19 protein-coding genes and 1 pseudogene are annotated in these 20,125 nt (G+C 63.7%); 12 read left to right on the top strand and 8 right to left on the bottom strand.

Annotation, left to right across the window (positions count from 1 at the left end; translation table 11 throughout):
- Window positions 1–11: 11 nt before the first annotated feature.
- Window positions 12–1,358, bottom strand: a complete 1,347-nt coding sequence (locus P0D96_RS15870; protein ID WP_408314226.1) for a PQQ-dependent sugar dehydrogenase — start codon at window positions 1,356–1,358, stop codon at window positions 12–14.
- A gap of 175 nt (window positions 1,359–1,533) precedes the next feature.
- Between P0D96_RS15870 and P0D96_RS15865 the strand changes: the two genes are divergently transcribed.
- Together P0D96_RS15865 and P0D96_RS15860 are read left to right on the top strand one after the other, a co-directional pair.
- Window positions 1,534–2,427 carry an SDR family oxidoreductase gene (locus tag P0D96_RS15865; RefSeq protein WP_408180237.1) on the top strand — a complete coding sequence of 298 codons (894 nt, stop codon included), beginning with the start codon at window positions 1,534–1,536 and terminating at the stop codon, window positions 2,425–2,427.
- A 226-nt stretch (window positions 2,428–2,653) separates the two neighbouring features.
- Window positions 2,654–3,361: a dienelactone hydrolase family protein gene (locus P0D96_RS15860; RefSeq protein ID WP_132378700.1), complete on the top strand. Its 708-nt coding sequence runs from the start codon at window positions 2,654–2,656 to the stop codon at window positions 3,359–3,361.
- Between the two features lie 154 nt (window positions 3,362–3,515).
- Here P0D96_RS15860 and P0D96_RS15855 read toward each other — a convergent pair.
- Window positions 3,516–3,722: pseudogene (locus P0D96_RS15855) on the bottom strand (SDR family oxidoreductase); the annotation flags it as partial.
- Between the two features lie 107 nt (window positions 3,723–3,829).
- Between P0D96_RS15855 and P0D96_RS15850 the strand changes: the two are divergent.
- Both P0D96_RS15850 and P0D96_RS15845 read left to right on the top strand, forming a co-directional pair.
- Window positions 3,830–5,416, top strand: coding sequence for an alpha/beta hydrolase family protein (locus P0D96_RS15850; protein ID WP_408314224.1), 1,587 nt, complete (start codon window positions 3,830–3,832; stop codon window positions 5,414–5,416).
- Between the two features lie 86 nt (window positions 5,417–5,502).
- Window positions 5,503–6,495, top strand: a complete 993-nt coding sequence (locus P0D96_RS15845) for a helix-turn-helix domain-containing protein (protein ID WP_408180239.1) — start codon at window positions 5,503–5,505, stop codon at window positions 6,493–6,495.
- Between the two features lie 56 nt (window positions 6,496–6,551).
- Here P0D96_RS15845 and P0D96_RS15840 read toward each other — a convergent pair whose 3' ends face one another.
- Window positions 6,552–7,154 carry a phosphatase PAP2 family protein gene (locus P0D96_RS15840; protein WP_408283768.1) on the bottom strand — a complete coding sequence of 201 codons (603 nt, stop codon included), beginning with the start codon at window positions 7,152–7,154 and terminating at the stop codon, window positions 6,552–6,554.
- Between the two features lie 146 nt (window positions 7,155–7,300).
- Between P0D96_RS15840 and P0D96_RS15835 the strand changes: the two genes are divergently transcribed.
- Both P0D96_RS15835 and P0D96_RS15830 read left to right on the top strand, forming a co-directional pair.
- Window positions 7,301–8,542 carry a Zn-dependent hydrolase gene (locus P0D96_RS15835; protein WP_408283765.1) on the top strand — a complete coding sequence of 414 codons (1,242 nt, stop codon included), beginning with the start codon at window positions 7,301–7,303 and terminating at the stop codon, window positions 8,540–8,542.
- Entirely contained in the window at window positions 8,524–9,405 is an 882-nt protein-coding gene (locus tag P0D96_RS15830) for a GNAT family N-acetyltransferase (RefSeq protein ID WP_408314222.1), read from the top strand. Before P0D96_RS15835 ends, P0D96_RS15830 begins: the two co-directional genes overlap by 19 nt.
- A gap of 73 nt (window positions 9,406–9,478) precedes the next feature.
- Here the strand turns inward: P0D96_RS15830 and P0D96_RS15825 are convergent, their stop codons facing one another.
- Window positions 9,479–9,784 (bottom strand): panthothenate synthetase, encoded by a 306-nt coding sequence (locus P0D96_RS15825; RefSeq protein ID WP_408314374.1) that lies wholly within the window; start codon window positions 9,782–9,784, stop codon window positions 9,479–9,481.
- Window positions 9,785–9,912: 128 nt separating this feature from the next.
- On the bottom strand, window positions 9,913–10,545 hold the full coding sequence (locus tag P0D96_RS15820) for a methylated-DNA--[protein]-cysteine S-methyltransferase (protein WP_408314220.1): 633 nt from the start codon (window positions 10,543–10,545) through the stop codon (window positions 9,913–9,915).
- A gap of 281 nt (window positions 10,546–10,826) precedes the next feature.
- Here P0D96_RS15820 and P0D96_RS15815 point away from each other — a divergent pair, with 281 nt between their 5' ends.
- Window positions 10,827–12,161 carry a leucine-rich repeat-containing protein kinase family protein gene (locus tag P0D96_RS15815; RefSeq protein WP_408314218.1) on the top strand — a complete coding sequence of 445 codons (1,335 nt, stop codon included), beginning with the start codon at window positions 10,827–10,829 and terminating at the stop codon, window positions 12,159–12,161.
- Window positions 12,162–12,251: 90 nt separating this feature from the next.
- On the top strand, window positions 12,252–13,241 hold the full coding sequence (locus P0D96_RS15810; protein ID WP_408314216.1) for a substrate-binding domain-containing protein: 990 nt from the start codon (window positions 12,252–12,254) through the stop codon (window positions 13,239–13,241).
- Between the two features lie 69 nt (window positions 13,242–13,310).
- Here P0D96_RS15810 and P0D96_RS15805 read toward each other — a convergent pair whose 3' ends face one another.
- Entirely contained in the window at window positions 13,311–13,742 is a 432-nt protein-coding gene (locus P0D96_RS15805; protein ID WP_408314215.1) for a PRC-barrel domain-containing protein, read from the bottom strand.
- Between the two features lie 192 nt (window positions 13,743–13,934).
- Here P0D96_RS15805 and P0D96_RS15800 point away from each other — a divergent pair, with 192 nt between their 5' ends.
- From P0D96_RS15800 to P0D96_RS15790, 3 genes are all read left to right on the top strand, one after another.
- The gene (locus tag P0D96_RS15800) at window positions 13,935–15,098 is read left to right on the top strand and encodes an MFS transporter (RefSeq protein WP_408314214.1); all 1,164 of its coding nucleotides are present in this window, start codon (window positions 13,935–13,937) and stop codon (window positions 15,096–15,098) included.
- 267 nt (window positions 15,099–15,365) lie between these two features.
- Window positions 15,366–16,538 (top strand): glycosyltransferase family 9 protein, encoded by a 1,173-nt coding sequence (locus P0D96_RS15795; protein ID WP_408314212.1) that lies wholly within the window; start codon window positions 15,366–15,368, stop codon window positions 16,536–16,538.
- 63 nt (window positions 16,539–16,601) lie between these two features.
- Entirely contained in the window at window positions 16,602–17,006 is a 405-nt protein-coding gene (locus tag P0D96_RS15790; RefSeq protein ID WP_408180249.1) for an ester cyclase, read from the top strand.
- Between the two features lie 16 nt (window positions 17,007–17,022).
- Here the strand turns inward: P0D96_RS15790 and P0D96_RS15785 are convergent, their stop codons facing one another.
- Window positions 17,023–18,111, bottom strand: coding sequence for an alpha/beta hydrolase family protein (locus P0D96_RS15785; RefSeq protein ID WP_408314210.1), 1,089 nt, complete (start codon window positions 18,109–18,111; stop codon window positions 17,023–17,025).
- 56 nt (window positions 18,112–18,167) lie between these two features.
- On the bottom strand, window positions 18,168–19,412 hold the full coding sequence (locus P0D96_RS15780; protein ID WP_408314209.1) for an NAD(P)/FAD-dependent oxidoreductase: 1,245 nt from the start codon (window positions 19,410–19,412) through the stop codon (window positions 18,168–18,170).
- Between the two features lie 226 nt (window positions 19,413–19,638).
- On the opposite strand from P0D96_RS15780, the gene P0D96_RS15775 reads away from it, so the two are divergent.
- Window positions 19,639–20,100 carry a MarR family winged helix-turn-helix transcriptional regulator gene (locus tag P0D96_RS15775; protein WP_408314207.1) on the top strand — a complete coding sequence of 154 codons (462 nt, stop codon included), beginning with the start codon at window positions 19,639–19,641 and terminating at the stop codon, window positions 20,098–20,100.
- Window positions 20,101–20,125 lie beyond the last annotated feature (25 nt).

Below are 20,125 nucleotides of genomic sequence, written 5' to 3'. Positions count from 1 at the left end.
CGGATCCGCTGTCATTGAGCGGGCGACGTGCCAACTGCCGCGCCGGTATCAGTGCGCGGGGCCACGCGCCAGACCGTATTGCCGACGTCGTCCGCCACCAGCAGCGCCCCGCGCTTATCCAGCGCGACACCGACTGGCCGGCCCACGGCGTGACCGTCGGCGGTCAGAAAGCCGCTCAGGAAATCTTCCGGCGCACCCGCGGGTTGGCCTTTGACGAATGGGATGAACACCACTTTGTAGCCGCTGTACGGCTTGCGATTCCATGACCCATGCTGACCGACAAAAGCGCCGCCTCGGTAGTGCGCCGGGAACAGCGTCCGGTCGTAAAAAACCAGCCCGAGCGATGCCGTATGGTTGCCGAGCGCATAGTCCGGTGCGACTGCCGTGGCGACCAGGTCGGGGCGCTGAGGCTTGACGCGCGTGTCGACATGCTGGCCGTAATAGCTGTAAGGAAACCCGTAAAACGCACCGTCTTTCACGGCAGTCATGTAATCCGGCACGAGGTTGTTGCCCAGGTCGTCCCGTTCGTTGACGGCGGTCCACAGCGCGCCGCTCTCCGGCTGCCAGGACAGTCCGTTGGGGTTGCGCAAGCCGGTCGCGAAGGGCCGCATCTGGCCGGACGCCACGTCGAATTCGAGAATCCGTGCGCGGTCCGCTTCGGCCTCGGCGCCGTTTTCTCCCGCGTTGCTGTTCGATCCCACCGTCACATAGAGATGCTTGCCCGAACGGTCGGCCAGGATGTTTTTGGTCCAGTGATGATTGATTGGGCCAGCCGGCAAATCAGCCACCTTCACGCCGGGCGTGTCGATCTGGGTCGCGCCGGGCGTGTAGTCGAAGCGCAGAATGGCGTCCGTATCGGCGACATAGAGGTGGTTGCCGATCAGCGCCATGCCGAACGGCGAGTGCAGGCCACGTAGGAACACCGTCTGTTGATCGACGACGCCGCTGCCGTTGGTATCGCGTAATAGCACGATACGGTCGGGGCTCGGTGTGCCCGCTCCCGCGCGCTTCATGACCTGCTTTCTAATCCAGCCGAATACGCCGCTGCCTTCGTCGTGCCGCTGCGGCGCGTTGCTTTCCGCCACGAGCACGTCGCCGTTCGGCAACGGGTAGAGCCAGCGCGGGTGAGTCAGCCCGCGGGCGAATTCCGTCACGACAAAGCCGTTGGGAGCGGTCGGGAGAAAGTCGGCGGTTCTCGGCCGGACGGGCGCGATATTGACCGTGGTGACCAGCGACGATTCCGGCGCGGGCAATACGGGTGACGGCCCAAAGCCGGTATCGGTGGGGCTCGACGGCCCCGCCGCGCACGCGGCGAGCGGCAGCAGCATGAATAAGACAAAGCGGTTTAACTGACGCATCCCGCGCTCCCGACAGTGAAGATGCACGACCCACCTTCGGTAAGCTTAGCAAGATGCTTGCCTGGCGCCTGAACGGCGCAGCCTGTTAGTCCGTATACCCCTAAAACGTCACTACTTCACCTCGGAAGGAAACCCGCCGATAGTCGACCTTCGTTTTCAACTGGAGGGTCTTACGATGCGCGTCTTTGTTACCGGAGCGACGGGATTCGTCGGCTCCGCCGTCGTTGCCGAACTCATTGCCGCCGGACATTCCGTGCTCGGCCTGGTACGCTCGGACGCCGCGGCCGAGTCTCTGGCCAGGACCGGAGCGGAGGTCCTGCGCGGTTCGCTCGAGGATCTCGACAGCCTCAAAGCCGGAGCGGCCGCTGCGGACGGTGTCATTCATACCGCCTTCAACCACGACTTCTCCCGATTCGCGGAGAACTGCGAGTTGGACCGGCGCGCCATCGAAGCGCTCGGCTCCGTGCTCGTCGGCTCGGAGCGGCCGCTCCTCGTCACGTCCGGGGTCGCGCTGCTGGCGTCGGGCCGCATCGCGACCGAGGACGACGCGCCGGTTGCACGCTCCGACGCCTATCCTCGCGTGTCGGAGGCGACGGCTGCGTCGCTGGTGGAGCGCGGCGTGCGTGCGTCGGTAGTTCGTCTGCCGCCGTCGGTGCATGGCGATGGCGACCATGCTTTCGTTCCGCATCTCATCGCTCTCGCGCGCGAAAAGGGCGTCTCGGCGACCGTCGGCGAGGGCCTCAACCGCTGGCCCGCCGTGCACCGGCTCGACGCCGCACGTGTCTACCGGCTCGCGCTCGAACGCGGCGCCGCCGGCAGCCGGTATCACGCCATTGCCGAAGAAGGCGTGCCGTTCAACGAGATCGCCGGTGTGATCGGCCGACGCCTGAACGTGCCGGTCATCGCGCAATCGGTTGATGAGGCGGCGGACCATTTCGGCTGGTTCGCGCTGTTTGCCGGAATGGATGCCGCGACTTCGAGCGAGCAGACGCGCAAGCTGCTTGACTGGGAACCGAAGCAGCCGGGCTTGATCGCCGACCTCGACCGGCCGCGGTATTTCCAGACCTGAGGCGCAACTTGCCGCTCGGCCTTTTTGATGGCCGGGGATTCCATTGACGACGCGGAGCGGCCTTTCACGACGTTGCAACTCGACCAGGTCAAGCTGGCGCCAAGCGGCACATTCCTTCGCTGCACGGCGCGCTGTTCGCATCGACCGGCCGGACGCGGCAGCGGGCGAGCAGAACCTGCCTCGCTAGGACTATGCTAGCGCTTTCGTCTACTTCGAGGAGCAACTGATGAAACAGGCAGCAGGTTCGATGATCACCTTTAACCGGCCCGACGGCCAGCAGATCCAGGGCTATCTGGCCAAGCCGCAGAAGCTGGAGGGCGCGCCCGCCATCGTCGTGATTCAGGAGTGGTGGGGCGTCAACGACCAGATTCGCGGCGTGGCGGACCGGCTCGCGCAGGCCGGCTATCTGGCGCTGGTGCCCGATCTCTTTCGAGGCAAAACGACGGTGGAAGAGGAAGAAGCCCACCATCTGCTCGACGGGCTCAATTTCGGCGACGCCGCTACTCAGGATGTGCGCGGCGCTGTCCAATATCTGAAGCAGCACGCGACGAATGTCGGCGTGACAGGCTTTTGCATGGGCGGCGCGCTGACCTTGCTCGCGCTGTGCAATATCCCGGAAGTGTCGGCCGGCGTGGTCTGGTACGGCTTCCCGCCGCTGGAATATATCGACGCTTCGAAAATCAAGGCGCCGCTAATCGGTCACTGGGCGACGCAAGACGAGTTCTTCGTGTCTGAAACGGTCGACGCGCTGGAGAGGAAATTGAAAGACGCGAATGTCGACGTCGAGTTTCACCGCTATCTCGCACACCACGCGTTCGCGAACGAAACGGCGGTCGGTCCGGGCCGTATCGCCAGGACGCAGTTCGATCCGGTGTGGTCGCAATTGGCTTGGGATCGCACGCTGACGTTTTTCGGCCGCACCTTGTGGAAGTAAGCGGCTCGCTCGCCGCTTGAGACGCGCTACGTCCGGCTAACGGGGCGGAGCGCGTCGGGTCGCGCCGGTGAAGTCCGCGGGCGTGCCGCCATGCATGGGCGGCATTCCAGAAAGGCTTCCCGGCGAGATCGCAAACAGAATCGCTTTTACGGATTCAGAGTTTCGACCCGCCGTCGACATGCAACGTTTCGCCGATAATCCGGCGAGCAGCATCCGAGGCGAGAAAGGCCACCGCGCCGCCAATGTCATCCGGTTGCGCCACGCGTTTCAACGCCTGCATCTCAAGCGTCACCGCGCGTCCCGCGTCGGTCTTCGTGAAGTTCGACATATCGGTTTCAACCACATCCGGCGCCACCGCATTTCCAGAGCGGTCAGGCTGGCGGCGCGCCGACCCGACCCGTTTACCTATACTCCTGTCACTCTGCAAGGCCGTCCACTCGTCGTCATACCAACAAGACGGAGCCTCACATGTCTGTAGCAATGCGAAGCGCGGCCCTCGGGCTGCTGACATGTTTCACGTTGGGCGCCAGTGCCGCTGCGCAAGCCGACTCCGGATGCGACGAAGGGTGCCATGCGCGCGGCCAGCTTCTCGATCACCGCGTCACGCTCACGCTGAGCGCCGCGGCGTTTTCAAAATTGCTGGCGTCGAGCGCGGGCGGCCGGCGGCTCGTGCAGATTGCCGGCGCGCCCGCGTGCGGCATCGAGATCGTGAGCTTTCGCTACGGGACCATCGGCGGCGCGGGCGAGCCCACCAACGCGAGCGGTGCGTTGATGATCCCTTCGGGGCGTTCGGCGGCATGCAGCCGAGCGCTTCCGCTGATGCTCTATGCACATGGCACCACCGCGTATCGCAACTACAACCTCGCCGATATCACGCAAACGGATCCGGGCAACGGCGACGGCGCCGGGGAAGGCATCAGCGTGGCGGCCATGTATGCGGCGCAAGGCTACATTGTGGTGGCGACCAACTACGCGGGCTACGCCGGCTCCGATCTCCCGTACCACCCGTATCTCAATGCCGACCAGCAATCCGCCGATATGATCGACTCGTTGCGGGCTGCGCGCGTGGCGTTAGCCGGAATAGCGCCGGACAGCAGGCCGCGCGAAAACGGCAAGCTGTTCGTCACCGGCTATTCGCAAGGCGGCTTCGTTGCAATGGCAACGCATCGCGCGCTGCAGGCGGCTGGCGTCAAGGTGACAGCGTCCGCACCGGGTTCGGGGCCATACGCACTCGCCGCTACCGCCGACGCACTCATCGAAGGCGAGGTCAACCTGGGCTCGACGCTCTTCTCGACGCTGATCGTGACGGGTTATCAGCATGCCTACGAGAATATCTACCGCCGCCCCGGCGACTTCTACGACGCGGCCTACGCGCCGGGTATCGAAACGCTGCTGCCGAGTCTGCAGCCGCTCAATACGCTATTCACCACGGGCAAACTGCCGTCCGCGCATCTCTTCAGCAAGTTGCCGCCCGCGCCGCAGTTCGCCTCGATGACGCCGCCTGCTTCGCCGCCTTTGACGCCGCCCGCCTTGACACCGCTGTTTGCCGCGGGATTCGGCAATCCCAACCTCGTGCGCAACGCCTATCGCCTGACGCTGCTGGAGGACGCCGCCGCCAATCCCGACGGTGCGTTTCCCAACCCGACGCTTGCGATGAAACCGGCCGCGAATCCGCTGCATCCCTTGCGCCAGGCGTTCAAGCGCAACGACTTGCGCAACTGGCTGCCGGTTACGCCCGTTTTGATGTGTGGCGGCGAGTCGGATCCCACGGTGTTCTTTTTCAACGCGCGCATCGAGCAGGCGTATTGGCAGAACGCCAAAGTGCCCGCGGGGCTCACGTCCGTGCTGGATGTAGACTCTCCCGTTGCCGGGCCCGGCGATCCGTATGCGTCCATCAAGCGGGAGTTCGCGAGTGCGAAGGCGGAGGTCGCGAGTCAGGCCGTGGCCGGCGGTGCGACTGATGGCGGGGCGTCAGCGGTGCTGCGGGCCTATCATGGCCAACTGGTCGCGTCGTTCTGCCTGGTGGTGGCGCGGGCGTTCTTCGACACCTTCTGAGCGCGTGCAAAGCTGAAATTCCGCCCCGAGCGATGTTCGCGAAGTGCGGCTATCATGCGCAGACAACGAATCTGGCGGGGGAAAACTTGACGACCGAGTCCGTGACGAGAGATGCGGCTCCCGCGAACTGCATCCATAGCCACTTTAGTACGCACCACGAAGCGCCGCGCGCGCAGTTGCCCGCGTGGCGCGACCGTCTGGGCCATTTTCTCGATGTGCCCATTTCGCGCCGGCAACTGGCGGATGGCTTCAGTGGTCTGATCGACAGCTACCGTGTGGCCGATCTGGCATTCATGGACTGCCGTACCGATCCGGTCTCGCAGACGCGATCCGTCGCGCGCATTTCCACGGACTCGGTGCGCCAGTTCGTATTCCACGTGGCCGTGGAAGGCACGATCGAAACCGGCACCGGACCGCATCCGAAGCGCAAGGCCACCCAGTCCACGCCGGGCATTCTCGCGCTCGATATGAACCAGCCCATGCACATGGACCGCAGCGCCTGCCGCGTGCAGGCGTTTTTCCTGCCGCGTGAGCTGGTGGAATCCGTTTTGCCGGAAGCGGAGTCGATTCATGGCAGTGTGATCGACTATCATTCGCCGCTTGCGCGCATGATTCCCGCACAGCTCGCCGACCTGAGCCGGAGCTTGCCCACGATGAGCGGGCAGGCGGCATACGACGCCATCCAGAGCTGCGCATTGCTGATCGCGGCGGCCTTCGGGAAGCAGGTCGGTTTAAGCGGCAATGCGCGCGCCGCTGCTCGCACCGCCATGTTTGCCGCGGCGCGCCGTTATATCGATGCCAATCTCGACCAGATGGATCTGACGCCCGACAGCGTGCTCGCCGCGTCGCGACTGTCCCGGTCTACGCTTTATCGCCTGTTCGAGCCCGAAGGCGGGCTGGCCGCCTACATCCGCAGCCGCAGGCTGCGCGAAGCCGCCGATGATCTGCATCGATACCGGAACAAAGCGATCGTCGAGATCGCTTATGGCCTCGGCTTCAATAGCGCGTCGGATTTCACTCGCGCGTTTCGTCGAGCTTACGACATGTCGCCGAGCGATTTCCGGGCGTTGACCCGATAGGGGATGGCGGCTCGCCGCGGTGGGCGTGAACTCGCGCTTGCGTGTCGACACATCGGCTAAAGCGATAGCCAGCCACGTTCGATCGGCCACGCCAGCAACTTGCGATACAGCGCGACCAGTCCGCGCGTCACGCTCGCGCCGGCGAGCCGCCACAGCGGCGCCACCAACAGGAAGGCCACGCCCGCCACGACGACGGCGCCTGCCATGTCGAGCGGAAAGTGAACGCCGACAAAGATGCGCGCCCAGGCGACCGCGAGCCCCGACAGTACAATGAGCAGGCCGTACCGCCGCACGCCGCCGAGCAGCAAGCTCAGTGCGATGCTCGCGAAGATGGTCCCGTGATCGCTGGGGAACGACGGGTCCGGCGCGTGTTCGAGAAACGTATGGCCGATGCCCATCACGAACGGCCGCGGATGCGGCCACGCCAGACCGATGAGCTGATTGATGCCGAGCGCGAGGAACGTCACGCAGCATGCGCGCAGGGCGGTTTCGCGCTGACCTTCGTCGCCGAAGAGCCACATGGCGATCAGGCAGAGCGGCACGAGATAGATGACGTAATCGGCGATTGAACGCGCGAGGTCGATGTGCCACGCGGGTGTCGATGGCGTGGCGTTGATCATCAGAAAGAGCGCCTGGTTGAACGCTTCAAGTGTCTGCATACAGTGTGTTTCTCGATGGACGTCTGCGCCGCTCCGGCGCACTGATGTCGAGCGATGATAACGAGCCAACCTTAGGAAAGGCTTAGGCCGTGTAATCTGTCGATGTGACAAGGCATCATGAACCGATAATCGAAGGAGATGAGAACGTGGTGAAGATCGATCCGGACCGGTTGCTGACCGATCTCAAGCGGCTGCGCAGTTTCGGCGCCACGGGCCCAGGTGTTGTCCGGCTGGCGTTGTCGCCGGTGGATCTGGCGTCGCGCGAATGGCTGGCCGGGCGCATGACGGAGGCGGGACTCGAGGCCGTGATCGACGGCGTGGGGACCGTATTCGGACGCTCGCGCAAAAGCGGCCCCGCGCTCGTGATCGGCTCTCATACCGACACGCAGCCGACCGGCGGCTGGCTCGATGGCGCGATGGGCGTGATCTACGGGCTGGAGATTGCGCGCGCGTTGGCCGAGAACGACGCGACGAGTCACCTCGCCGTGGACGTGGCATCGTGGATCGATGAAGAAGGCACGTTCTCCGGCCTGCTCGGCAGCCGCAGCTTCGTGGGCGATAGCGTCGACGAGTCGATTCGCGACGCCACGAACCGGCAAGGCCAGCGTCTTAACGACGTGCTCGCAACCGCGGGTCTCGCCGGGCGGCCGCGTGCGCGCTTCGAGCCGGGCCGGCAGGTCGCCTATCTCGAGCCGCATATCGAGCAGGGCGGCCGGCTGGAAGCGGCCGGCAAGTCCATCGGGGTCGTCACCACGATCGTCGGGCTGCGCGAATTGCGGCTGCGCTTCACGGGGCAGCGCAACCATGCCGGCACGACGCCCATGGCGATCCGGCGCGACGCGGGCGCGGCGCTGGTCGCCTTTGTCCCGCAGATGAACGAAGCGTTCGCGCAACTCGCGGATGCCGATACCGTCTGGACAGTGGGCCGCATCGACCTCGACCCTGGCTCGCTGAGCGTCGTGCCGGGCGCGGCCGACATGGACCTGCAATTCCGCGATGCGAACGCCGCGCGTTTGCAAGCGATGGAAGTTCGGCTCGCCGAGCTGGTGCGTGACTTCAATGCGCGCGGTTCGGTGAACGTGGAGCTGACGACCATCGACGAACCGATGCAACCGGTGACCATGGACGCGGCGCTCGCGGACCATCTCGCCCGCGCCGCCAACGCGGTGGCGCCCGGCCAATGGATCCGCATGCCGAGCGGTGCCGCGCACGACGCGCAGGTCATCGCCCGCTGCATGCCGGCTTGCATGATGTTCGTGCCGAGCATCGGCGGCGTGAGCCACGATTTCATCGAGGATACGGCCGAGGCGCATATCGTTCTCGGCTGTCAGGTCGCGGCCACGGCTGCCGCGGCGATTCTGGAGGAACAATGGGCGAAACGATCGTGACGAACGTGAGCGAGCCGGGCGATTTTGTCGTGCGCACGATGTCGGCCGAGGACGTCGCATTGGCGGTCGAATGGGCCGCGCAGGAAGGATGGAACCCCGGTCTGCACGATGCCGCCTGTTTTCGTGTGGCTGACCCTGACGGGTTTTTCATCGGCGAATGGCGCGGCGAGCCGGTGGCGTGTCTATCCGCTGTCGCGTACGGCGAGGACTTTGGCTTTATCGGGCTCTATATCGTGAAACAGGCGTTTCGCGGTCGAGGCTTCGGCATGCGTGTCTGGCAGCACGGCATGGACTATTTGCGCAACCGCAATATCGGTCTGGACGGCGTGGTCGCTCAGCAGGCGAACTATAAGAAGTCCGGATTTCAGCTTGCCTATCGCAACATTCGCTTTCAGGGCGTCGCGCAAGAGACCACTCAGGGCGAGCACTATGCAGACATGTTGAATGCTTCGGCGCTGCCCTTCGAATCGTTGAGCGACTACGATCGGCAGTGCTTTCCCGCGGCGCGCGAGCGCTTTCTCGCTGCATGGCTCGCGCAGCCTGGCGCGATGGCGCGAGTCGCGGTGCGCGACGGCCGCGTGGCGGGCTACGGCGTGTTGCGGCGTTGCCTGACGGGTTACAAGATCGGCCCGCTCTTCGCCGATAACGACGAGATTGCCGGTCGTCTGTTCTCTGCGTTGACGTCGAGCATTGCGGGCGAGGTGTTTTTCTTCGATGTGCCGGAGATCAACGTGGATGCCGTTGCGTTGGCCGAACGGCACGGCATGACGAGCGTGTTCGAAACCGCGCGGATGTACACGGAGGAACCGCCCGCTATTTCCATGGAACGCGTGTTCGGCGTGACGTCGTTCGAGCTGGGTTGACCAGAGCGCAGCGTGAAGAGGCTTGTTTGCGCAGCCATTGGCGGTGCCAGTTGCGGACCGCCGATGGCAAACACTATTTCCATTTCGCGCCGAGATTGTCCAGTCCGGCTTTCATCAGGTCTTCCGGCAACATCGCAATGCGCATTTCGCAGTCGGCGTTGAACTTTAGAAACCACGGCTCCGCGAGCGCGGGAATCGACGATGCGCTTTCGACATCCACCACGACCACTGCTCCGCGCGCTCCACTCTGCTCGGTGAAGTAGACGGCCTCCGGTTTTATCTCTTCCAGTATTTTCCCGATCACTTGTCCGGCGGTGCCATCACGCACCATGGTGTTGAACGGTTCGTGCGGGATTCGTATGTTGAGAAGCATGCGCATGTCATCCTCCTGTTGATGCCCAAAAGGGCTTCTTAAGGATAGTTGCTTTATGCGGCCGGCAAAATGATCTATCACGAAGCGTTCAACGCGACGCGGTGAGTCCACTGCCATCGCGGACATGCATCCGGTCAGTTTCCAAACAGCGAGGCTTGCGTGCCGCGGCTCGGCGCATGGCGCGGGGGTTTCGTCTGAGCTTCGGATTTGACCTGAGCCTTGGCCTCGGTCTTTTCTTCGGCCGCGAACATATCCGCTTGCCCGTCCGCTTCCGTTTCGATCGAAGTCTGTCCGGCTTCGAGTGACAGCAGCAGCATCTTGTTCGCCAAACCGCCCGCAAACCCGGTCAAATCACCGGACGCGCCAATCACCCGGTGGCACGGCGCCACGATGGAAATCGGATTTCTGCCGTTCGCCGCGCCGACCGCCCGCACGGCATTGACGTTGCCGATCTGCGTCGCGATTTCCGAGTAGCTGCGCGTCTGGCCGAACGGTATGGTCAACAGCGCGGCCCACACCTGCTTCTGAAAATCCGTTCCCTGGAAGGTGAGCGGAAGGTCGAATTCATGCCGCGTGCCGGCGAAATACTCGTTCAACTGCCGCTCGGTCTCGATCAGCACAGGCCGGTCGTTCGCTTCGACCAACTCCCCGAGGCGCACCCGGTTCGGCTTGTCGTGCTCCCACAGAATGGCGGCGAGGCGGTCGCCGTTTGCAACGAGTTTCAACTGGCCGACTGGCGAGTTCATCAACTTGTAGGCGTATGTCACTTTGCTTGCTCCTGACTGGTTGGAGGCACAGACGCTGCAAGGCGAGTCTGCGAATACACGCGCCAAGCGCGCCGATATCTGACAGTGTGAGCCTCGTACTCTCTGATTGCGCTCCGAAACTTGCTGTCCAATTCCTCGCGGCCGATGACGGCCGGGCGGCTCGTTGTTCTGGACGGGACGATGCATCACTGTACAACCCTTTTCGCGCCAGGCCCGCGACTCAGTAGAATTGATACCTTCGATACGAAGCGCATCGGCAACCGGACCTCTCTTCCACGACTGTGACGACGACACTTGAACAATTGCGGGCCGGCCAACTCGCGGGCACGCGCCGGCTCAAACTGGCCTGCGGCCTGACTGAATTTCCGCGCGAGATTTTCGACCTCGCCGAGACACTGGAAGTTCTCGACCTGTCGGGCAACGCGCTCACGTCGCTGCCCGACGATCTGCCACGGCTCACCAAGCTGCGTATTCTCTTCGGCTCCGACAACCCGTTCACCGAATTGCCGGAAGTGCTGGGACAGTGCTCGCAATTGAGCATGGTCGGCTTCAAGGCCAACCGCATCCGGCGAGTGTGCGGCAATGCGCTGCCGCCGCAATTGCGCTGGTTGATTCTCACTGACAACGAGATCGAAGCGTTGCCTGCCGAAATCGGCGGCTGCACGCAATTGCAAAAGTTGATGCTGGCGGGCAATCGTCTGCGGACGCTTCCCGAGGAATTGGCCGCCTGCTCGCAGCTCGAATTGCTGCGTCTCGCGGCGAATCAGCTCAGTGAACTGCCTGCCTGGCTATTGCGGCTGCCGCGGCTGTCCTGGCTGGCGTATGCGGGCAATCCGTTCAGCGAAGCGCTCGAAGCGGAGGCGTTGATCGACACGCCGACCGCCGCGATTGCGTGGCCTGACTTGAAACTCGAGGCGGTGTTGGGCGAGGGCGCCTCCGGTGTCATCTATCGCGCGGAGCTGGCGGATCAGCACGGCGCATTGCGCCAAGTCGCGGTGAAACTGTTCAAGGGCGCAGTGACGAGTGATGGTTTGCCCGACTGCGAAATGGCAGCCTGCATTCGCGCGGGCGATCATGCGAATCTGATTCCGGTGGCGGGGAAAGTGAAGGATCATCCCTCAGGCACGCACGGTCTCGTGATGGAACTGATCGATCCGCAATTCACCAACCTTGCCGGTCCGCCGAGCCTCGACTCCTGCACGCGCGATATCTACGGCGCCGACACACGCTTCGATTTGGCTGCGGCGTTGGGCATTGCGTACGGGATGGCATCGGCGGCGTGTCATCTGCATGAGCAGGGCATCATGCATGGCGATCTGTACGCTCACAATATCCTGTACGGTGGACAGGGGCGCGCGCTGTTGGGAGATTTCGGCGCCGCGTCTTTCTATGCTTTGGACGATCGCGACATCGGTCTCGCGCTTCAGCGCCTCGAAGTTCGAGCCTATGGTTGTCTGCTCGAAGAGTTGCTCGAACGATGCGTCTGGCCGCACGCGCAGACGAACATCCAGGCGCGCTTGGTGGAGTTGAAGGACAATTGCCTGAGCGAGGCTATCGACAGCCGGCCGTTGTTCGACGAAATCGCAGCGCGTTTACTGGCGCTGAAGGGCGATTGATGAGCGGCAGGCAGAGCCACGGCAGTTTTTCATCCGAGTGCAGCGCAGCGATTCGTCAGCCCGGTCCAGAAGTCCAGAAGGAGAGATTCGATGATGCAGAAGACGCCCCGAAGGACGTCCTCCTGGGGGATGCGCCGCCGCGTGGTGTTTGCCGGCGCGCTGGCCGCGGCCGGCATCAGCGGCGCGGCGGATGCAGCGGTGACGCCGGGCAGCAAGCTCAAGATCGCGCTCGTGCTGAAGTCCCTGAGCGATCCGTTCACGGTGGCGATGGCGAACGCCGCGCAGAACTATCAGCAGCATTACGCATCGCAATTCGATTTGACGGTGCGCGGCACGGCCACCGAAAGTGACACGGCCGGGCAGATCCGCATGGTCGAGGACATGATCAAGGCGAAGATGAACGCGATCGTGATCGCGCCGACCGATTCGAAGGCGCTAACGGCGGTCGTCGCGCGTGCGATCAAGGCGGGCACCATCATGGTCGCGATCGACAATCCGCTCGACGAGGCGTTTCAGGACGCGGCCGGCATTTCCGTGCCGTTCGTCGGTCCGAACAATCGCAAGGGCGCGCAGCAGGTGGGCAATTATCTGGCGCAGCGGCTCAAGGCGGGCGATCAGGTGGGCATCATCGAGGGCAGTTCAGCCGATCGCAATGCACAGCAACGTACGGACGGCTGCAGGGATGCGATGAACGCGGCGGGCATCAATATCGTCGCCGTTCAGGCCGGCGATTGGGAGTATGGGAAGGGCCGCGACGCCGCTTCGAAGATGCTCAGCGAACATCCGCAGATCCGCGGACTGCTGTGCGGCAACGACAATATGGCGATGGGCGCGGTCGACGCGGTCCGCGATGCGGGCAGAACCGGCGGCGTCTACGTCACCGGCTACAACGATATCGATGCGATCAAGCCGTTGATCGCCGATGGCCGCGTGCTCGCCACGATCAATCAGTTTGCCGCGCGGCAAGCTGTGTTCGGCGTCGATGTCGCGTTGAAGGCGGTCACCGAACAGAAGAAGCAGAGTGAATTGTCGAGCGTGATCGAAACACCGCTGCAACTCGTCACGGCCGCGAATCACTGAACGCGAGCCGTCGCATGGCCGGTGCGAGCGTGAGCCGTCTCACTCTCGCATCACGGCTTGCCACTCCGGTTATTCCACTTTGACCTTATGCGGCTTGGTCGCTTTTTCGAGCTTGTTGTACTCGAACTCAGGCACCGACTTCAGCGCATCCTTCGTCGCGCCGGCGAGGAACAGGTTGCCGTCGCGGATCTCGAAGTGATCGACCGGGATCGCCACATAGTGCTTGCCCATGCCGAGGAAGCCGCCCACCGACACAATCGCATACGTCGCCTTACGGTCCGGCGAAATGATCACGTCATAGATGCTGCCGATCTTGTCGTTCAGATCGTTGTAGACCGGCTGGTCGACAAGGGCGCGCCGCACGCTCCAGCCCTTCAGCAGCGCATTGGTTTGCTCGACCGTGCCACCGAGCGGTTGCAGTCCGGCAATCTGCGCGTAGGCGCCTTGTGAGGCGCAGATCGCGGCGAGTGCGGTCGCGCAGATCAGAGTTTTTGCTTTCATTTTCGGCTCCTTGATGACTGTTCAACAGTCAGCTTCGTACGTTGGTATGAGGAAGCACGTGACGTGCCCGGACTCCGGCATGAATCGTCATTCGTGCCTCGCGATCAAGATTCAATTGCTGCGGCAGGGCTGTTTGTCGGCCGCCCGTTAGCCGACAATTCTCCGCTTGTGATATCTGGACGGAGAAAAGGCATGAAATCAACCTGGGCATTGCTGGCCCTGGCTGTCGGCGCATTCGGCATCGGCACCACGGAATTCGCGCCAATGGGTTTGTTGCCGGTGATCGCGAACGGCGTGGGCGTTTCCATTCCGGCCGCGGGCCTGCTGATCAGCGCCTATGCGCTCGGTGTCATGCTGGGCGCGCCATTGATGACGCTCGCCTTCGGCAGGCTGCGCGCGAAGAAAGCGCTGATCGCGCTCATGTCGATCTTCGTCATCGGCAATCTGCTCTCGGCGATGGCGCCGGGCTACTGGACGCTGCTCGCCGCGCGCCTCGTGACGAGCCTGAACCACGGCGCGTTCTTCGGCATCGGCTCGGTGGTCGCGGCGAATCTCGTGCCGCGTGAGAAGCGCGCGAGCGCGGTCGCCACCATGTTCATGGGCCTGACGATCGCCAACATCGGCGGCGTGCCGGCGGCGACCTGGATCGGTCAGCAGATCGGCTGGCGCATGGCGTTCGCCGGCACCGCCGGGCTCGGTGTGCTGGCGATTGCCGCATTGGCCGTCGCGTTGCCTCGAGGCGACGCAGGCAAGATGCCGGACATTCGCCGCGAGTTGCGCGTGCTGGTCCGTCCTGACGTGCTGATGGCGATGGCCACCACGGTCATGGGCGCCGGCGCGATGTTCACGCTTTACACCTATGTGGCGCCGGTGCTCGAGAATATGACGGGCGCCTCCGCCGGTTTCGTCACGATTGCGCTGGTGCTGATCGGCATCGGCTTCACGATCGGCAACGGCCTGGGCGGACGGCTCGCCGACTGGTCGCTCGACGGCAGCACCAAGCTGTTTCTCGGCGCGCTGGCGGTCATCATGGTGGCGCTGCCGTTCGTTCTCACCAGCCACGTGGGGGCGTTGATCGGCATGCTCGTGTGGGGCGCGGCCACGTTCGCGATCGTGCCGCCGGTCCAGATTCGCGTGATGCACGCGGCGGCCGACGCGCCGGGGCTGGCGTCGTCGGTCAATGTGGGGGCGTTCAATCTCGGCAATGCGCTGGGCGCCGCTGCCGGCGGCGCGGTGATTTCGGCGGGATTGGGCTACACGGCCGTACCGATTGCCGGCGCGGTGCTGGCCGCGGCGGGCTTGATACTGGTGTTCGCGGGCCGTGCAGCAAACCGCCGCGCGGTCGAGACCTGCTGAGAGCGAGGCCCAGAACCGGGCGGCGTCCCCGGCGGTATTCGCTGGCGACGCGGCAAGATTCGACCGGCGGGAATTTTACGCAGCGCACGCATGCGCAGCGCACGGCTCTGTACGCCCGGCCACAGAGCGCGCTGCGGCAACCATGCACAATCGAAAGCGATATCCGGGCGGCGCCTGCGGCACACTTGCGCCCTGCGCGCCCGGGCCGCCTGCCGCGCGAACCGATGCACGGTGACGGCGATCACCACCTGCCGCATTGGAGAAGCAATGGGTTGGAAAAGTCTGCTGATCGAAACGCCGGTCTGGTTGATGGCCCGTTTCTACCCGCCACGGTTCGATCCGAATCGTGACACGCCGCGCGAGATTCTGGTGCTGCGTCCGAACGATTTCGGCGAACTGCTTACCACCACGCCGCTCTTCGAGGCGCTGCGCAAACGCTTTCCGACGACGCGCCTGATCGCCGGTGTGGGCAGTTGGGGGCGTCCGATACTCGAGAACAATCCCTTCGTCGACGAGATCGTGGAGATCGACGCGCCCTGGAACAACAAGCTGGTCGAGGACCGCTCGCACGGCAACGTGTTGCGTTTTCTGTGGAAGTCTCCGCAGGTCGCCGCACTGCGCGCGCGGGGCGGCTTTGATGTCGGTATCGACGTGCTCGGCAGCTATATGGGCGCGCTGCTGATGATGCGCACGGGCGTGCGCTATCGCATCGGCGTGCGCGGTTATCGCGGCGGCTGGAGCGGGTGTCAGGCGTTTATCGAATTCGCTGTCCGCCAATGCGGACGCGCGGCGCTCGCGCAGGGCGAACTGCTCGGCGCGACGGCGCTGCCGGAAGCGCGCCCGCAACTGTTCCTGACCGACGTCGAGCGTGCAACAGCCGCGCAAATCTGGAATGCGGGCGGCGTGCCGGGGCGCCGAACCGTGCGGTTGATCGTCGGCGTCGGGGCCGGTGTTCCCACCAAGGCGTGGGACGCACGCCAGGTCGGCGCCGCGCTCGCGCAGATCGCACAGACACTGGAAAAAGCCGGCGACGCGTGCGATATCGTGGTCGTCGGCAGCAAGGCGGATCAGTTGCGCGCAGCCGAGGCGATCGCAGCGGCGGGGCCGGACGTGCCGGTCCGCTCGCTGGCGGGCGAAGTGCCGATGCGCATCATGTTCGCCCTCACCGAAGGGGCCGGCGTCGTGCTGACGAACTCGTCGATGCTGATGCACGTCGCGGCAGCGTTTCGTCGTCCTACCGTCGCGGTGATCGGCGGGAGCGTGACCAAACCCGACCGGCACGACGCCATCTGGGGTTATCCGCCGCCGTATCGCAGCGTGTCGCCCGAGCAGTATGTCGCGGGTGAACACGCACGGAACTGGCCGAGCGTCGAGCGGGTCGCGCAGGCGGTGCTGGAGGCGGTTGGTACGCAACGGGCGCAAGTTGGTGCGGCGGCCTGACGTCGTGCCGCTGGATGCGTTAGGCTCGCAGCACGGACCTCGTACAAGGACGGAGCAATTGCCGTGGACACGACCGATCTCTCCAACCTCTACCGGAATTACATTGCCTGCCTGAACAAACAGGACTGGCCGAATCTCGGCCAGTTCGTCGACGACGACGCGCACTACAACGGTCAGCGCATCGGCTTATCCGGTTATCGCGAGATGCTGGAGAGAGACTTCCGTGAAATTCCGGACCTTCATTTCGACATTCAGTTGTTGATTTCCGATCCGCCTTATATAGCCAGCCGGCTCGGCTTCGTCTGTACGCCAAAGGGCGCGTTCCTCGGCCTCGCCGTCAACGGAAAGCGCGTTTCCTTCACGGAGAACGTGTTCTATCAATTCCGCAATGGAAAGATCGAGCAGGTGTGGTCAGTGATCGATAAGGCGGCCATCGAAGCGCAGCTTGAATCCGACGGCACGGCTTGAACGTTGAGCCATCAGATTAGTTTTGCGGGCTGCGCGTCACATTCAGATTGGTGTCGAAGAACTTCAGCGCCGCATTTCCAATGTACTCGTGCAGTTCGGTGCGATCCACGCCGGGCGCATCGATACACATTTCCGGCCACGTGTCCCGGCCGTACTGATCACATTCGTTGGCGAAGATTTCATGATCGACGAGGCCCGGCATCACATCCAGTTGCGTGTGCGGCGCGTATTTCGCGGCGAACTCGGCATTCTCTTTGGGCGGGGCCTGCGTGTCCCTCGCACCCACGATGATATAAGCGGGCACCTTCAACTGCGCCACGCTTTGCTCGTCCATGCCGAAACCCTGTAAGTCGCCGGGTGCCATCGCGACGACCGCCTTGACGCGGCGGTCGTACACCTTGCGCGCCGGCCCGGCATCGAGCGGCAACTCCTTGCGCAGCGATGCCGGCACCAGCTCGTTGTTCTTCCAGGCCCGCTGATAGGCGAGGTACTTGTCCGGATTGACCATCGCGCCGCCAATCCAGAGCGACGTGAAGCCGCCCTGCGAATGGCCGGCAACGCCGATCCGATCCGGATCGATATGCGGTCCCCAGCGTTTGTCGTTCAGAAGGAAAGTGATGTCCTTGCTGATGTCGACTGGGCGCTGCCAGAGTTTGCTCCGCGTGTACATGATCGTGGCGTCGTAGGTGTTGGCGCGGTAGTGATACAGCGTGGCCACGATATAGCCGCGCGACGCCAGATACTGCGCAAACCAGGCATAGTAAAGTCCATTGCTGCCATGCCCGTGGGAGAACATGACGAGCGGACGCTTTATCCTGTCGGAGACGATATCGGCGTTCTTGTAGAGATGCAGGTTGGTGAAGAAAACCATGCGCGTCGGCATGGCGGAACTGGCAGGCACGGCGGGATAGAACAGCGTGAGCGCGAGGTGTCGGTTGCCTTGCGCCGTGTCGACGTATTCGAGTTGTTTCATCCCGACCGGATAGGGTGCGCCAGGCTGGATGGAGTGCGCAAACGTGATGGCAGACCACATGGCCATGCAGCCGCATAGGATCGCCGATAGCGGACGGACCGATCCACATTTCGTCAGCAGAGCTGTTTTCATTTTTTCCTCTTTCTGACAACCGGATCGATTTGCGTGGTTTCGTGAACTCCGCGTGTTTATCGGGCCGCGGCTGTCGGCGGCGGGGTCTGCACGACGGGCGCGGCAGCTTGCAGGATGTCGTCCCGAACGCGAGTGCGCGGCGGGTAGATGCGTACGCAGTTGATGGTTTGCTTCGTCGTCTTGGCGGCGTCGCCTTCGGACACGAGATGCCGGTCCCAACCCTCCGTGTATACGGCGCCCCAGGGACCGAGATCGAGAATGGTCGTGTACCAGTCGATATGAAGCGGCAGCATCTCGCCGCCGAACAGATCGCAGACGACGTTGTGACCGGCATAGCGTCCCATCGGCCGGCTGTGCTGGCATGACATGACGGATGGACGCGCGCCGTCGATCAACACGCGCGCGCAATCGCCGGCAGCGAATACATGCGCTACGTTTTCCACGCGCATGAACGCATCCACTGGAAGGCGTCCGAGCGGATCGAGTGTCACGGGGATTTGCGCGGTCAGCGCGTTCGCGCGCATGCCGCCGCACCAGATCACCGTGGCCGCTTCAATGCGCCGGCCATTCGTGAGCTCGACGCCGTCGGCGTCCACTGACTGCAAGGACACGCCGGCGAGCATCTCGACGCCGAGGGCATCCATTGCGTGCTCGATGACAGGCTGCGCGCCGCCCATGGCCTGGCCGATCTTCGCCGAGCGATCGGCCAGCACGACATGCACGGCGTCGCGATGCGCGTCGCCCGCGATGCCGCGCAGCCGCACCGGCAGTTCGGCCGCCAGTTCGATTCCGGTCAAACCGGCGCCGACCACCACGGCCGTAAACGCACTCGCCGCACTCGCCGCACTCGCCGCGCTCGCGAGCGACGGCAAGCCGCGCAGATGCGCGGCGAGTTTCGTTGCGCCAGAGAACGTATCGACGTCGAACGCGTGCTCGGTCAAACCGGGAATATCGGGGTGGACGAGTTGGCTGCCCGCCGCGATGACGAGCCGGTCGTAAGCCAGTGTTTGCGTCTGTCCTTGGGTCTGAAGCGTGATGCCGCCGTTCGCCGCATCGATGCCGGATACCGTGCCTTCGACGAGCCGCACGCCGATCGGCTCGAGCACATCGGCTAGCGGCACGCGCGTCTCGTCCAGATTCTGTTCGTAATTCCGCACCCGAATACTGTGGTACGGCGTGCCGTTGATGACGACCACCTCCACCTGATCGGCGGGAACGCGCAGTTCGTCGAGTTTGCGCGCCGCGCCCACCGCGCTCCAGAGTCCGGCGAAGCCTGCGCCGATCACCACGATCCGCTTCAAGACGCTCTCCCAGGGAAATTCGTGCGGACCTTCAAATCCTCGGCGCAGCGGCCGATTCGAGGTCGTGATTGTCTGCGCTGGTAGCTTACTCGTGCCGAAGAGGCCGGTGAAGCCGATCGTCAGTGCTCGTCCGCCAACCCGGCAGATTTGACACGATTACGATAAAATCGCATGCGATGTATAATGCCGTTAGCGAGGCGTTAGCCTCTACCCAACGAGGACGCAGATGAAATCGACCGACCAACCAGCTTCCGCGGATGTGAAGCTCTCCGACTTCCTGTGCTTTGCGGTCTATTCCGCGAACCTGGCGTTCGGCAAGGCATACAAGCGGATTCTCGAAGAGCTTGGGCTCACCTATACGCAATACATCACGATCATTGCGCTGTGGGAGGAGGACAACCAGACCGTCAGCAGTCTGGGCGAGAAACTGTTCCTGGAGTCCAACACGCTCACGCCGATCCTGAAGAAGCTGGAGGCGGCGGGATATGTGGAACGGCAGCGGGACCCCGAAGACGAGCGTCAGGTGCGGGTCGGCTTGACGAAAAGCGGTCGGCGGTTGCGCGAAAAAGGCCTGAACATGGACCTCGTCGAAGCAACCGGCCTCGCGCCGGACGAGTTCTCGAAAGTGCAGAAGGCGATCGTGACGCTGCGCAACAATCTCGTCAAAGCGGTTCAGAACGGGGAATGAGCGGCGGATCACGCGATCCGTGCGC

This window comes from Paraburkholderia sp. RL17-347-BIC-D, assembly GCF_046027915.1.
Lineage (GTDB): Bacteria > Pseudomonadota > Gammaproteobacteria > Burkholderiales > Burkholderiaceae > Paraburkholderia.
The sequence above is the reverse complement of the archived record's forward strand: the minus strand, read 5'-3'. Positions and strand labels throughout refer to the sequence as shown.

Bases quoted from the DNA above. Each gene is read 5' to 3' on its own strand.
- P0D96_RS15860 (WP_132378700.1), top strand. From the start codon at position 2,654: ATGAAACAGGCAGCAGGTTCGATGATCACCTTTAACCGGCCCGACGGC.
- P0D96_RS15865 (WP_408180237.1), top strand. From the start codon at position 1,534: ATGCGCGTCTTTGTTACCGGAGCGACGGGATTCGTCGGCTCCGCCGTC.
- P0D96_RS15870 (WP_408314226.1), bottom strand. From the start codon at position 1,358: ATGCGTCAGTTAAACCGCTTTGTCTTATTCATGCTGCTGCCGCTCGCC.
- P0D96_RS15830 (WP_408314222.1), top strand. From the start codon at position 8,524: ATGGGCGAAACGATCGTGACGAACGTGAGCGAGCCGGGCGATTTTGTC.
- P0D96_RS15850 (WP_408314224.1), top strand. From the start codon at position 3,830: ATGTCTGTAGCAATGCGAAGCGCGGCCCTCGGGCTGCTGACATGTTTC.
- P0D96_RS15795 (WP_408314212.1), top strand. From the start codon at position 15,366: ATGGGTTGGAAAAGTCTGCTGATCGAAACGCCGGTCTGGTTGATGGCC.
- P0D96_RS15825 (WP_408314374.1), bottom strand. From the start codon at position 9,784: ATGCGCATGCTTCTCAACATACGAATCCCGCACGAACCGTTCAACACC.
- P0D96_RS15800 (WP_408314214.1), top strand. From the start codon at position 13,935: ATGAAATCAACCTGGGCATTGCTGGCCCTGGCTGTCGGCGCATTCGGC.
- P0D96_RS15775 (WP_408314207.1), top strand. From the start codon at position 19,639: ATGAAATCGACCGACCAACCAGCTTCCGCGGATGTGAAGCTCTCCGAC.
- P0D96_RS15785 (WP_408314210.1), bottom strand. From the start codon at position 18,111: ATGAAAACAGCTCTGCTGACGAAATGTGGATCGGTCCGTCCGCTATCG.
- P0D96_RS15810 (WP_408314216.1), top strand. From the start codon at position 12,252: ATGATGCAGAAGACGCCCCGAAGGACGTCCTCCTGGGGGATGCGCCGC.
- P0D96_RS15805 (WP_408314215.1), bottom strand. From the start codon at position 13,742: ATGAAAGCAAAAACTCTGATCTGCGCGACCGCACTCGCCGCGATCTGC.
- P0D96_RS15840 (WP_408283768.1), bottom strand. From the start codon at position 7,154: ATGCAGACACTTGAAGCGTTCAACCAGGCGCTCTTTCTGATGATCAAC.